This is a genomic window from Bordetella bronchiseptica (assembly GCF_900636925.1).
Taxonomy (GTDB): Bacteria; Pseudomonadota; Gammaproteobacteria; order Burkholderiales; family Burkholderiaceae_B; genus Bordetella; species Bordetella pertussis.
Window position 1 is genome coordinate 4262510 of the sequence record NZ_LR134326.1, and the last position, 12460, is coordinate 4274969.

The following is a 12460-nucleotide window of genomic DNA, read 5'->3' on the forward strand; positions in this document are numbered from 1 at the left end:
GCCAGCCTTCGGGCTACGCATATAAGCGGCCCGTGCGCGTGGCATGGCCGCACTTCCATAAGGCATAGAAGATGAAGAAATCGGTAGCGGTCACCACGGGCGTGATCATTGTGGCGGTGGGCGGCTGGCTGGCCGGCACCTGGTATACGGGCCAGCGTATCGAAACGGAGTCGCAGACCCGCCTGAACGAAATCAACGCCCAGCTCGCGGCCGCTTTCCCCGAGTTTCCCGTGCGCATCAACCAGCTCAAGCTGGAGCGCGGCTTCTTTACGTCCCAGGCGCGCTACGGCGTGGAAGTCGGCAAGTCGGAGGAAACCGGCAAGCCCGAGGCCACCGTGGAAGTGGATGCGCGTATCGAACACGGCCCGTTCGCGCCCGGCGCGCTGGCGCGCGGCAAGCTGATGCCGCAGCTGGCGTTCGTGCATGCCGAAGTGGCCAACACCGAAGACCTCAAGAAAGTCTTCGAAGTGACCAAGGGCGCCACGCCGCTGTGGAGCGACACGGTGGTCGCCTATAACGGCGACTCGACCAGCACCGGCGGGCTGGCCGCCATCGACTACAGCGGCGACGAAGGCAAGTTCGCGTTCAGCGGCGCGACCTTCGACGGCAGCTACCAGCGCGCCACGCAGGCGGCGATCGGCTCGCTCAAGGCCGACAGCCTGGCGCTGGACGCCAGCGCGGACGACGACGGCGGCCCGCTGCTGTTCACGCTCGACGGCCTGGCCGTGACGGTGGACAGCCGCATGGGCAAGTCCGGCCTGTCGATCGGCGACAGCGCCCTGTCGGTCAAGCGCCTGGAAGTCAAGCAACCGGAAGGCGATGCCCACCTCACGGTGGCGGACATGGCCTATGCCGCCAGGATCGGCGAGCAGGACGAATTCATCAACGGCGAAATCAGCTACGGCGCCGGCGAGATCACCTACAACGGCATCGCGCTGGGCAACGGCCGGGCGGTATTCAAGGCCGAGCGCCTGAACGCCGCGGCGATCAAGGTGGTGGCCGACGAATACAACAAGGCCATCAAGCTGCAGGCCGAGGGCAAGGACCCGGTGCCCGACAACGCCGAGATGCGCAAGCTGCTGATGGCGCAGGCCGACACGCTGCTGGCCGGCAAGCCGGTGCTCACGCTCGACCCGGTGCAATGGAAGACGGCCCAGGGCGAAAGCGTTTTCAACGCCAGGGTCGCGCTGAGCAAGCCCGCCTCCAGCGACCTCATGGCGGTCGACTACTTCAGCCAGGCGATCGAGTCGATCGACGCCTCCGCCACCCTGTCCAAGCCCATGATCAAGGCGCTGATGGTCGGCTACCTGCAAAGCCAGGAAGGCATGGACGCGCAGCAGGCCGCCGCCGCGGCCGACCAGCAGGTCAGCTCGCTGGCCGGCATGGCCGAGATGATGAACCTCGGCAAGAACGAGGGCGACAACATCGTCAGCAAGTTCCACTACGCCGCCGGCACGGTGGACCTGAACGGCCGCAAGATGCCCGCCGACCAGCTGCTGGGCAGCATCCTGGGCGGCTGAGCGCCGTCCCGCGCGCCGCCCGTTCGCGGCGGCGCGCCCGTTTTGCGCGGGCTCGCCGCCATCCCGAGGGCAGAGTCCTGCCCGGGGATGGCCCGGCGGAAAAACAACCCTTTAGGTAATCCATACGATGAAGAAGAGCATAGGCATCACCGCCGGCGTGATCGTGGTGCTGGCCGGCGGCTGGCTGGGCGGCACCTGGTATACGGGCAAGCGGATCGAGACCGAAACGCAGCAGCGGCTGGGCGTGCTGAACGAGAAGCTGGCCGCGGTGGTGCCCGGCTACACGCTGCGCGTCGACCAGCTCAAGTACGAGCGCGGCTTCTTCACCACGCAGGCCCGCTACGGCCTGTCGCTGTCCCAGGACATCAAGGAGGAATCCGGCACGGTCACGCCCCTGCCGCTGGGCTCGACGGAGTTCGACGCCCGCTTCGAGCACGGCCCCTTCCCCCGTTCTGCCCTGGCAAGCGGCCAGTTCCTGCCGCAGATGGCGTTCGTGCACGCCGAGCTGGCCCGGACCGAGCTGGTCAAGCCGCTGTTCGAACTGACCAAGAACGCCGCCCCGCTGTGGAGCGACACCATCGTGTCCTACAGCGGCAACGCCAGCACCCGCAGCGGCCTGGCGCCCATCGATTTCACCGAGGACGACGTAACGCTGTCGTTCAGCGGCGCCACGCTCACCGGCACCTTCCAGCGCGCCACCCGCTCGGGCACGGCGCGCCTGGACGCCGAGTACGTGCGCTTTACCGCCGATGGCGACCAGGATACGCAGATGAGCGCCACCGGCTGGAGCGTGGACATGCGCAGCCACCAGGGCAAGCATGGCTTCACGCTGGGCGAAAGCACCATGGCCATCAAGCGCATCGCGATGATCGACAAGCGCGAATCGCTCGATATCTCGCTGGACGACCTGAGCTATCGCGCCCTGGCCACCGAGGATGGCGATTACATCGACATCGAAGCCGCCTACAAGACCGGCCCCCTGACGGTCAACAAGATACCCTTTGGCAGCGGCGAACTGAACGTGAAGGCCAGCCGGCTGGACGGCCAGGCGCTCAAGGCGCTCAGCGATGGCTACAACCAGCTGCTGCGTGGCTATTTCGCCACCGGCGAAACCGACGAGGGCCTGAAGGACGAGCAGCTCACGATGCTGATCGAGAACGGCGGCCGCCTGCTGGCCGGCGGCCCCTCGCTGAGCCTGGGTCCCGTGGCCTGGAGGACCGAGAAGGGCGAAAGCAGCCTGATGTCCTCGATCGTCCTGGTCAAGCCGGCAACGACGAGCGGCGAGCTGACGCCGCGCGAGTATCTCGAAGAGGCAGTCAAGGCGATCGACGTCAAGATGGTGGTATCCAAGCCGATGGTGCGCGACCTGGCGATCCACTACGAGACCAGCCAGGGCAAGACACCCGAGGAAGCCGCCAAGGAAGCCGACGAGACCATCGACGCCTTCGCCGGCATGGCCGAAATCCTGAACATCGGCCGCAACGACGGCGACAAGCTGGTCGGCACCTTCACCTATGCGGCCGGGGTGGCCAAGCTGAACGGCCGCGACGTGCCGGTCAACGAGCTGTTCGACAACCTCTACGACAGCGCCAGCGCCAGCCTGGACGACGACGAGCACAACCACGAGGACGACGCGGCGATGAGCGCCGAGGCGGCCTCCGAGGCCGTGGAAGCGGCCGCCGAAGCAGCGGCGGCCGAGGCCGCCCAGGAGGCCGCCGACGCCGCCGCCTGGGCCACCGAGGGCGACAGCCTGCGCAGCGTCAACGCCGGCCTGCTGACGTCCATCCTGGCCGAAGGCGGCTACGACAGCACGACCGAGGAAGGCGCGTCCGGCCCGGTGATCGTCATCGACGCCAACGGCCTGCCCTTGCGCGACCTGCGCGCCGAGCTGTATTGCATCGACGACGACGAGTGCATGGACGTGAGCATGAAGGCCAGTTTCGGCAAGCGCAAGACCTCGCTCAAGGCGCTCAATGCCTGGAACCAGAAATACCGCTGGACGCGCGCCTACCTGGACGACGACAACCAGGCCGTGCTGCGCATGGACCTCAGCGCCGAGGGCGGCGTGGGCCGCGAGAACCTCTCCATCATGGTCAATACCTTCATGCAGATGGTCGGGAACTTCGAAGACGAGGTCTACGCCGCGCGTTGAACGCGGCGGCAGCCCGCGCCGGCTCGGCCGGCCGGGCCGCCATCGCGCCTTCAGGCCGTCGGGGCGGGAAAGGAATACAGCGGCGGCTTTTTCTCCAGCAGGCGTTCCACCGCCTGCTGGTGGTAGCCGGTGTTGAAGGCCACGCCCTGCGAGGTCATTTCCATCTCCACCATGGCCGCCAGTTCGCTCGAACTGGAACGCAGCAGCGCCTGCTTGGTCAGGGCGAACGCCGTGGCGGGCATGCCGGCCATGGCCGTGGCCACCTCCGCGGCGCGCGGCGCCAGCCTGCCGGCATCGACCAGCTCGCTCACCAGCCCATATTCCAGCGCCTGGCGGCCATCGATCTCGGCCGCGGTGTAGATCAGCTGGCGCGCGCGCTGCAGGCCGACCAGGCGCGGCAAGGTGAACGCCGCGGCGAAATCGGGCACCAGCCCGATCCGCATGAACGACAGGCAAAAGCGCGCCGCCGGCGTGGCCAGCACCAGGTCGGCGCACAGGCACAGGCCGAAGCCGCCGCCAAAGGCGATCCCGTCGACGGCGGCGATCACCGGCTTGGGCATTTCCAGCAAGGCCCGCGCGCAGGCGCCGATCGGCGCCATCCGGTCGCGCCCCTGCTCGGCGCTCATGGACGCGCCGCGCATGGTCGAGACGTCGCCGCCGCTGCAGAAATGGCCGCCCGCCCCGGTCAGGACGACGGCGCGCACCGCCGGGTCGGCCGTGGCGGCCTGGACCGCGGCCAGCAGGGCCGCACGCATGGGAACGTCGATGGCGTTGCGGCGATCCGGCCGGTCGAGCGTGATGCGGGCCACCCCCGCGTCGACGTCGTAGCGGACGAACTCGGACACGCAGGCGGGTGCGGACATGCGGCTCTCCTGCTGGCTCACATGGGTTCCACGTTGGCGTCGCGCAACAGCTTGCGCCACACCTCGAGCTGCGCGTGCATGAACTGCGTGAACTCGGCCGGGCTGGAGGACGGCGGCGGTTCCGCGCCGGCGTTCTCGCGCAGGAAGCGGACCGTGTCCTCGCTGGCGTTGATCTTCAGGATGGCCTGGTTGACCACGCTCACCACCTCGTCGGGCATGCCGGCAGGGCCCACGATGCCCAGCCAGGAGTAGACGTCGATGCCGGGAAAGCGCTCGCTCATGCTGGGCACGCCGGGCATGGCCGCCACCGGGCGGGCGGTGGTCACCGCCAGCGCACGCACCTTGCCTTGCTGCACGAACGCGGTGCCCGCGGAGGTATCGACGACCATGGCCGTGACCTGGCCGCCGATCACGTCGGTCAGCGCCTGAGGGCTGCTCTTGTAGGGCACCGAAATCATGTCCAGCTGCGCCTGCTTGGTCAGCGCCATGCCTGCGGCGAGGTGGGCCGTATTGGCGTTGGCCCAGGTCACCCTGCCCGGCTCGGCGCGCGCCTTGCCGATGAATTGGTCGAAATCGCGGATCGGCGAATCGGCGCCGACCACCAGCATGGACGGGATATCGGACAGGCGCGCGACGGCCGTGAAATCCTTGAGCGGCTCGTACGGCAGCTTCTTGAACAGGAACGGCGCGGCCGACAACGTGGAGTTCGACCCCAGGAACAGGGTGTAGCCGTCGGGCTGCGTACGGGCCACCTGCGTGGCCGCGATGCTGCCGTTGGCCCCGGGCTTGTTCTCGACGACGAAGGGCTGCTTCAGTTCCTCGCTCAGGCGCGTCGCGTAGTAGCGGGCAACGTTGTCGGTGCCGCTGCCGGGCGCGAACGCCACCACGATGCGGACCGGCTGTTCGGGATAGGCGGCGTGCGCGGCGGCGGCCGCCAGCGAGGCGATGGCGGCGCACAGGGCGCGGCGTATCAAAACATTCATCATGTCTCCTTGTACGAGTGGGATGGCTCTTTCAGGCCATCTGTTGCAATAGATCCCGGACTTCCGGATCGGAGTAGCCGGCGTCGGCCAGCACCGACGCCCAGTCCTGATTGAGGCTCGGCGGCCGCTTGGGCGTGGTCAGGCGCATGCCGTCAAAGCGCACCGGCTGGGCCACGCCCTTGAGCGGCCCGGTATCGGCGCCGGTCTCGGGGTAGTCGAACACCATGCCCGATTCGCGCGTGTGCGGATGCGCATCGACCTCGGCCAGCGTATGGATGGGGGAACAGGGGATGCCGGCCTGCTCGAGCGCGGGCAGCCATTCGCCGCGCGTGCGCGCCGCCAGCAGCTCGCGCGTGGCCGCCAGGGTCTGCGCGCGGTTGGCCACGCGCTGCGCGTTGGTGGCAAAGCGCGGGTCGCTGACCAGTTCGGGACGCCCGGCCAGGGTGCAGAAGGCGCGCCACAGCGCATCGTTGGCGATGCCCAGGATGATGGGCTTGTCGGCGGTCGCGAAATCCTGGTACGGGCACAGCGACTCGTGCCCGGCGCCCGCGCGCGCGGGCTCGGTGCCGCGGGCCCAGTAACCCTGCATGAAGTAGCCCATGAAACCGAGCGCGGTATCGAACAGCGAGGCGTCCACGGTGACGCCGCGGCCGCTGGCGTCGCGCTGGCGCAAGGCCGCCAGGATACCGATCAGGGCATGCAGGCCGGTGGCCTGGTCCACCGGCGAGAACGGGCTGCGCACCGCGCCGCCCTCGGTCTCGCCGGTGATCGAGATCATGCCGCAGAACGCCTGCAGCACCACATCGAACCCCTTGCCGTGGCTCAGGCTGCCGACCGGGCCGAAACCGGAGATGGCGCAGTACACGAGGCGGGGATTGATTTCGGACAGGGCCTCCCAATCGACGCCCAGCTTTTGCGCCACGCCCGGACCGAAGCTGTGGACCACCACGTCGGCCCAGGCGGCCAGCCGCTGCACCACGGCGCGCCCGTGCGCCGACTTCAGGTCCAGCGCGATGCTGCGCTTGTTGCGGTTGCAGCTGAGGAACACCGCCGCCTGGCCATCCTGGAACGGCGGCCAGCCGCGCGTATCGTCGCCCTGCCCGGCCGCTTCGACCTTGATCACGTCGGCGCCCATGTCGGCCATGTATTGCGTGCACAGCGGCCCGGCCAGGACCTTGGACAGGTCCAGCACGCGCACGCCGCCCAGCGGGGTGGGCGGCACGGAAGAAGAGACTGCAGCCATGATGCTCGATTAAAAGTTCAATGGTTGACCATTATATGGATAACCAAACGCTGTACAATGGCTGCAGCGATGAAAACCGTAGAGACAAACCCTAATCCGCTGGGTCCGATCAAGGCCGTGCGTTCGCGCGACCTGCTGGCCGACGCCCTGCGCGAACAGATCCTCAGCGGCGCCCGCCCCAGCGGCGTGGCCTTGCCTTCGGAACGGGAGCTCACCGAAGAGACCGGCCTGAGCCGCGCCGCGGTCCGCGACGCGCTGCGTGTGCTGGAAAGCGAAGGCCTGATCGAAACCCGCCAGGGGCGCTATGGCGGCTCGGTCGTCAAGCTGCCGGCCAACGACGCGCTGGCCCGCCCCGTGGCGCTGTTTGCCCGCGCGCGCGGCATCTCGCTGCAGGAGATGATCGAAGCCCGCGTCGCCATCGAGCCGACCATCGCCGAACTCGCCGCGCTGCGCCGCACGCCCGAAGACCTGCAGGCGCTGATACAGGCGACCGACCTGCTGCAGGAGGCCCTGCCCCGCGTGGAACAGTTCCTGGATCTCAACGTGCGCTGGTACTTCGCGCTGGCCGACGCCTGCCACAACGACCTGTTGCGCGCGTTCATCGTGTCCATCGCCGGCCTGATCCTGGCGGCGACCAGCCGCGAAGGGCAAACGCCCGAACCCACCCGGCGCCTCATCCTGCAGTCGCACCGCCGCGTGGTCGACGCCGTCATCGCCGGCGACGCGCCGGCCGCCCGCCGCCGCATGGAGCGCCACGTCGCCGGCTACCAGGAACACTACGAGCGGCTGGGACTCACGCCTTCGGCGTGATCGCCGGCAAGAGTCGATGGCGTACGGCAGTGTGCCTGTCCCAGCGGGGACAGGCACACGCACGGGCAGACGCCATGAAATCTTGCCGGTGCCAGTCCCCATGCGGGGACAGGCACCCCGGATGGCGTACGGCAATGTGCCTGTCCCAGCGGGGACAGGCACATGCACGGGCAGACGCCGTGAAATCTTGCCGGTGCCAGTCCCCCTGCGGGGACAGGCACCCCGGATGGCGTACGGCAATGTGCCTGTCCCAGCGGGGACAGGCACACGCACGGGCAGGTGCCATGAAATCTTGCCGGTGCCAGTCCCCATGCGGGGGCCGGCTCCTCGTCATGCGCCATGAGCGCGCACCGCTTACGCGTAGGCTTCCACCGGCAGGCAGGCGCACACCAGGTTGCGGTCGCCATAGGCGTTGTCCACCCGCGCCACCGGCGGCCAGTACTTGTTCTCGCGCAGCGACGCCACCGGATAGGCGGCCTGCTGGCGCGGATAGTCGTGGTGCCATTCCTCGGCCAGCAGCATCTGGGCCGTATGGGGCGCATTGCGCAGCACGTTGTCGTCGCGGTCGCGTTCGCCGCTTTCGATCTGTGCGATCTCGGCGCGGATGGCGATCATGGCCTCGATGAAGCGCTCCAGCTCGGCCAGGCCTTCGGATTCGGTGGGCTCGACCATCAGCGTGCCGGCCACCGGGAAGCTCATGGTCGGCGCGTGGAACCCGTAGTCCATCAGGCGCTTGGCGATGTCCTCGGCGCTGATGCCGCTGGTTTCCTTCAGGGGCCGCACGTCCAGGATGCACTCGTGCGCCACGCGGCCGTTGCGGCCCGCATACAGCACCGGGTAGTGGTCGCGCAGGCGCGCGGCGATGTAGTTGGCGTTGAGGATGGCCACCTCGGTGGCGCGGCGCAGGCCCTCGGCGCCCATCAACGCGATGTACACGTAGGGAATCGGCAGGATGCCGGCCGAGCCATACGGCGCGGCCGAGACCGGGCCGACCTTGGCCTCGGGGTCCAGGCGGCCCTGGGCGTCGAGCACGCCCGGCAGGTAGGGCGCCAGGTGCGCGCGCACCGCCACCGGGCCCACGCCCGGCCCGCCGCCGCCGTGCGGGATGCAGAAGGTCTTGTGCAGGTTCAGGTGCGAGACGTCGGAGCCGAACTTGCCGGGCTGCGCCACGCCGACCATGGCGTTCATGTTGGCGCCGTCCAGGTAGACCTGCCCGCCGGCCTCGTGCACCGCGTCGCAGATTTCGGTCACGGCTTCCTCGAACACGCCGTGCGTCGAGGGATAGGTGATCATCAGCGCCGCCAGGCGTTCGCCCACTTGCGCGATCCTGGCGCGCAGGTCGGCCAGGTCGACGTTGCCGTTGGCGTCGGACGCCACCACCACCACGTCCATGCCGGCCAGCTGGGCCGACGCCGGGTTGGTGCCGTGCGCCGAGGCCGGGATCAGGCAGACATTGCGCTGGGGCTGGCCATTGGCCTGGTGGTAGGCGCGGATCGCCAGCAGGCCGGCGTACTCGCCCTGCGCGCCCGAGTTGGGCTGCAGGCTGATGCCGTCGTAGCCGGTGATTTCGCACAGCTGCGCCGACAGGCCGTCGATCAGCTCGCGATAGCCCGGCGTCTGCGAGGCCGGCGCGAACGGGTGGATCAGCGCGAACTCCGGCCAGGTGATGGGGATCATTTCGGCCGTGGCGTTCAGCTTCATGGTGCACGAACCCAGCGGGATCATGGTGCGGTCCAGCGCCAGGTCCTTGTCGGCCAGCTTGCGCAGGTAGCGCAGCATGTCGGTCTCGGACTGCACGCTGGAGAACACCGGGTGCGACAGGATGGGCCCCTGGCGGCGCACCGCCGCCGGGATGCCGTCCAGCGACGCCTGCGGCGCCGGCAGCGCCACCTCGTCCTTGCCCAGGCCGGCGGCGAACACGTTGACCAGGGCCTGCAGGTCGGCGAGGGTCACGGTTTCGTCCAGCGACACCGCCAGGCGCGCGCCATCGACCTGGCGCAGGTTGATCCGGGCGCAATCCGCGGCGGCCAGGATGGCCGGGGTGGCCACGCCGGTTTCCAGCAACAGCGTGTCGAACCAGGTGTCGTTGGCGACTTTCACGCCCAGCCCGGCCAGCGCGGCGCGCAGCGCGCCGGTGAGGCTTTGCACGCGCTCGGCGATGCGGCGCACGCCGCGCGGGCCATGCCACACGGCGTACAGGCCGGCCATCACGGCCAGCAGCACCTGGGCGGTGCAGATGTTGGAGGTCGCTTTCTCGCGGCGGATGTGCTGCTCGCGCGTCTGCAGGGCCAGGCGCAGCGCCGGGTTGCCCTGGGCGTCCTTCGAGACGCCGACCAGGCGGCCGGGCATGTTGCGCTTGTACGCATCGCGGCAGGCCATGAAGCCGGCGTGCGGGCCGCCGAAGCCGAACGGCACGCCGAAGCGCTGCGCCGAACCCACGGCGATGTCGGCGCCCCATTGCCCCGGCGGCTCGATCAGCGCCAGCGCCAGCAGGTCAGTCACGCAGGCGACCACGGCGCCCTGCGCGTGCGCGGCTTGCGCCAGTTCGCGGTAATCGGCCACGCCGCCCAGGCTGTGCGGATACTGCAGCAGCACGCCGAAGCATTCGGGCAGCCCGCGCGACTCGTCGCCGATCACCAGTTCGATGCCCAGGCCCTCGGCACGCGTGCGCACCACTTCGAGCGTCTGCGGGTGGCAGTGCTGCGACACGAAGAACACCGGGCTGGACGAACGGCTGCCGCGGCGCGCCAGCGTCATGGCCTCGGCCGCGGCGGTGCCTTCATCCAGCAGCGAGGCGTTGGAGATGTCCAGGCCGGTCAGGTCGGCGACCATGGTCTGGTAATTGAGCAGCGCCTCCAGGCGGCCCTGCGAGATTTCGGGCTGATACGGCGTGTAGGCGGTGTACCAGGCCGGGTTCTCGAGCACGTTGCGCAACACCACGTTGGGCGTGTGCGTGCCGTAGTAACCCTGGCCGATGTAGTTGCGGTAGATCTGGTTGCGCGCGGCCATCCGCTTCAGGTCCTGCAGCACATCCGTTTCGCTGCGCGCGGCGGGCAGCGCCAGCGGCGCGCGGCTGCGGATGCGGATGCGGGGCGGCACGACTTCGTCGATCAGGGCATCCAGGCTGGCTGCGCCGATGGCGGCCAGCATGGTGGCCTGGTCCTCGTCGGAGGGGCCGATATGGCGGGGAATGAAATCGGAATGGGTGTCAGGGGCGCGCGACATGGTTTTCTCGAAATAACGGGGAGGCGGGGCCGGCCCGCGGGCCGGCCCGTTGCGGCCTGTCAGCCGGCGACGGCCTGGTAGCCGGCCGCGTCAAGCAGCTTGTCCAGGTCGGCCGCGTTGGCCGGCTTGATCTTGAAGATCCAGGCGGTATAGGCCGATTCGTTGATCAGGCTGGGGTTGGCTTCGAGTTCGTCGTTGAACGCGACGATCTCGCCGTCGACCGGCGCATAGATGTCCGAGGCGGCCTTGACCGACTCGACCACGCCGGCGGTTTCGCCGGCCTTCAGCGTGGCGCCGACCTTGACGTCGCCGACGAAGACCAGATCGCCCAGCTGCTCCTGGGCGTTGTCGGTGATGCCGACGACGAACACATCGCCTTCGGCTTGGACCCATTCGTGGGACTCGGTGTACTTGCGATCGGTGGGCAGGCTCATGGGAGCTCCTCTGGCAATTCGGTGGGAATGGAGAAAGTTTGCGCGCCTCCGGCGGCCAGCGGCCGCGCGGAAGCCTCGAGTTTACGAGTGTTCGACGGCTTTGCCGTGACGCACGAACGGCAATTTGCATACCAGGGCGGGCACCCACTTGCCGCGGATTTCCACCTCGACGGCGTCGCCGGGCTGCACGCCCACCGGCACGCGGGCAAAGCCCACCGACACGCCCAGGGTGGGCGACATGGTGCCGCTGGTGAGCTCGCCCATGCCCTGCGCGCAGCGCACCGGCATGTGGGCGCGCATCACGCCGCGCTCCTGCAGCTTCAGGCCGACGAAGGCGCGCGGCACGGCGAACTGCTCGATGGCATCGCGCCCCACGAAGCGGCGCGCCTCGTCCTTGAGCGCAACGGTCCAGCTCAGGCCGGCCTGGTCGGGATGGACGAGTTCGTCCATGTCCTGGCCGTAGAGATTCATGCCCGCCTCCAGGCGCAGCGTGTCGCGCGCGCCCAGGCCGCAGGGCCGCACGCCCTGCGCCAGCAGGTCGCGCCACAGCTGGACCACCGCGTCGGCGGGCAGCACGATTTCGAACCCGTCCTCGCCGGTATAGCCGGTGCGCGCCACCAGCGTGCCGGCCTCGACGGCCGCGGCCGAGAACGGCGCCAACGGCTCGGACGCCGCCTGCCACGCGGGACGGGCCGCCCACACCTTGGCGCGGGCGTTGGGGCCCTGCACCGCCACCATGGCCAGGTCGCGGCGCGGCGCGATCGCGACATCGAAGCCGTCGGCGGCGGCCACGCGCTGCATCCAGGCGATGTCCTTGTCGGCCGTGCCGGCGTTGACCACCACGCGCCATTGGTCGGGCGCGAAGTAGTAGATGATGAGGTCGTCGATGATGCCGCCCTGCGGGTTCAGCATGCAGCTGTACAGGGCCTTGCCCGGCGTGGCCAGGCGGGCCACGTCGTTGGCCACCAGGCGGCGCAGGAAGGCGGTGGCGTCGGCGCCGCCGACATCGACGTTGAGCATGTGCGAGACGTCGAACATGCCGGCGTCCTGGCGCACCGCGTGGTGCTCTTCCAGTTGCGAGCCATAGGCCAGCGGCATGTCCCAGCCACCGAAGTCGACCATGCGGGCGCCGGCGGCAAGATGTTCTTCGGCCAAGGGGGTGCGTTTGAGCGGTGCGGACATGCGAGGGCTCCAGCGGCAGCATTGCCAGGATTACGGAATGCCGGCCCC

9 protein-coding genes are annotated in these 12460 nt (G+C 69.1%); 3 read left to right on the plus strand and 6 right to left on the minus strand.

The genetic code is table 11. The annotated features are described in order from the left end of the window. Positions 1 to 71 precede the first annotated feature (71 nt). Entirely contained in the window at positions 72 to 1520 is a 1449-nt protein-coding gene (locus EL288_RS19910) for a YdgA family protein (protein ID WP_003808423.1), read from the plus strand. Positions 1521 to 1647: 127 nt separating this feature from the next. Continuing rightward, on the plus strand, positions 1648 to 3672 hold the full coding sequence (locus EL288_RS19915) for a DUF945 family protein (RefSeq protein WP_010925965.1): 2025 nt from the start codon (positions 1648 to 1650) through the stop codon (positions 3670 to 3672). A 50-nt stretch (positions 3673 to 3722) separates the two neighbouring features. On the opposite strand, the gene EL288_RS19920 is transcribed toward EL288_RS19915, so the two are convergent. The 3 genes from EL288_RS19920 to EL288_RS19930 are packed head-to-tail and all read right to left on the minus strand — an operon-like array spanning position 3723 to position 6761. Continuing rightward, positions 3723 to 4535: an enoyl-CoA hydratase/isomerase family protein gene (locus tag EL288_RS19920; RefSeq protein WP_033448787.1), complete on the minus strand. Its 813-nt coding sequence runs from the start codon at positions 4533 to 4535 to the stop codon at positions 3723 to 3725. A gap of 17 nt (positions 4536 to 4552) precedes the next feature. After that, complete coding sequence (locus tag EL288_RS19925; RefSeq protein ID WP_003808415.1) at positions 4553 to 5521, minus strand: Bug family tripartite tricarboxylate transporter substrate binding protein; 969 nt, start codon at positions 5519 to 5521, stop codon at positions 4553 to 4555. A 28-nt stretch (positions 5522 to 5549) separates the two neighbouring features. Then, positions 5550 to 6761, minus strand: a complete 1212-nt coding sequence (locus tag EL288_RS19930) for a CaiB/BaiF CoA transferase family protein (RefSeq protein ID WP_003808413.1) — start codon at positions 6759 to 6761, stop codon at positions 5550 to 5552. Between the two features lie 69 nt (positions 6762 to 6830). On the opposite strand from EL288_RS19930, the gene EL288_RS19935 reads away from it, so the two are divergent. Next, entirely contained in the window at positions 6831 to 7571 is a 741-nt protein-coding gene (locus tag EL288_RS19935; RefSeq protein ID WP_003808411.1) for a FadR/GntR family transcriptional regulator, read from the plus strand. A gap of 354 nt (positions 7572 to 7925) precedes the next feature. Here EL288_RS19935 and gcvP read toward each other — a convergent pair whose 3' ends face one another. From gcvP to gcvT, 3 genes are all read right to left on the minus strand, one after another. Beyond that, positions 7926 to 10796, minus strand: a complete 2871-nt coding sequence (gcvP, locus tag EL288_RS19940) for an aminomethyl-transferring glycine dehydrogenase (RefSeq protein WP_126622021.1) — start codon at positions 10794 to 10796, stop codon at positions 7926 to 7928. A 59-nt stretch (positions 10797 to 10855) separates the two neighbouring features. Beyond that, complete coding sequence (gcvH, locus tag EL288_RS19945; protein WP_010929676.1) at positions 10856 to 11230, minus strand: glycine cleavage system protein GcvH; 375 nt, start codon at positions 11228 to 11230, stop codon at positions 10856 to 10858. Positions 11231 to 11311: 81 nt separating this feature from the next. Beyond that, on the minus strand, positions 11312 to 12412 hold the full coding sequence (gcvT, locus tag EL288_RS19950) for a glycine cleavage system aminomethyltransferase GcvT (RefSeq protein ID WP_003808404.1): 1101 nt from the start codon (positions 12410 to 12412) through the stop codon (positions 11312 to 11314). Positions 12413 to 12460: the final 48 nt, after the last annotated feature.

Bases quoted from the DNA above. Each gene is read 5' to 3' on its own strand.
- EL288_RS19910 (WP_003808423.1), top strand. From the start codon at position 72: ATGAAGAAATCGGTAGCGGTCACCACGGGCGTGATCATTGTGGCGGTG.
- EL288_RS19915 (WP_010925965.1), top strand. From the start codon at position 1,648: ATGAAGAAGAGCATAGGCATCACCGCCGGCGTGATCGTGGTGCTGGCC.
- EL288_RS19920 (WP_033448787.1), bottom strand. From the start codon at position 4,535: ATGTCCGCACCCGCCTGCGTGTCCGAGTTCGTCCGCTACGACGTCGAC.
- EL288_RS19925 (WP_003808415.1), bottom strand. From the start codon at position 5,521: ATGATGAATGTTTTGATACGCCGCGCCCTGTGCGCCGCCATCGCCTCG.
- EL288_RS19930 (WP_003808413.1), bottom strand. From the start codon at position 6,761: ATGGCTGCAGTCTCTTCTTCCGTGCCGCCCACCCCGCTGGGCGGCGTG.
- EL288_RS19935 (WP_003808411.1), top strand. From the start codon at position 6,831: ATGAAAACCGTAGAGACAAACCCTAATCCGCTGGGTCCGATCAAGGCC.
- gcvP (WP_126622021.1), bottom strand. From the start codon at position 10,796: ATGTCGCGCGCCCCTGACACCCATTCCGATTTCATTCCCCGCCATATC.
- gcvH (WP_010929676.1), bottom strand. From the start codon at position 11,230: ATGAGCCTGCCCACCGATCGCAAGTACACCGAGTCCCACGAATGGGTC.
- gcvT (WP_003808404.1), bottom strand. From the start codon at position 12,412: ATGTCCGCACCGCTCAAACGCACCCCCTTGGCCGAAGAACATCTTGCC.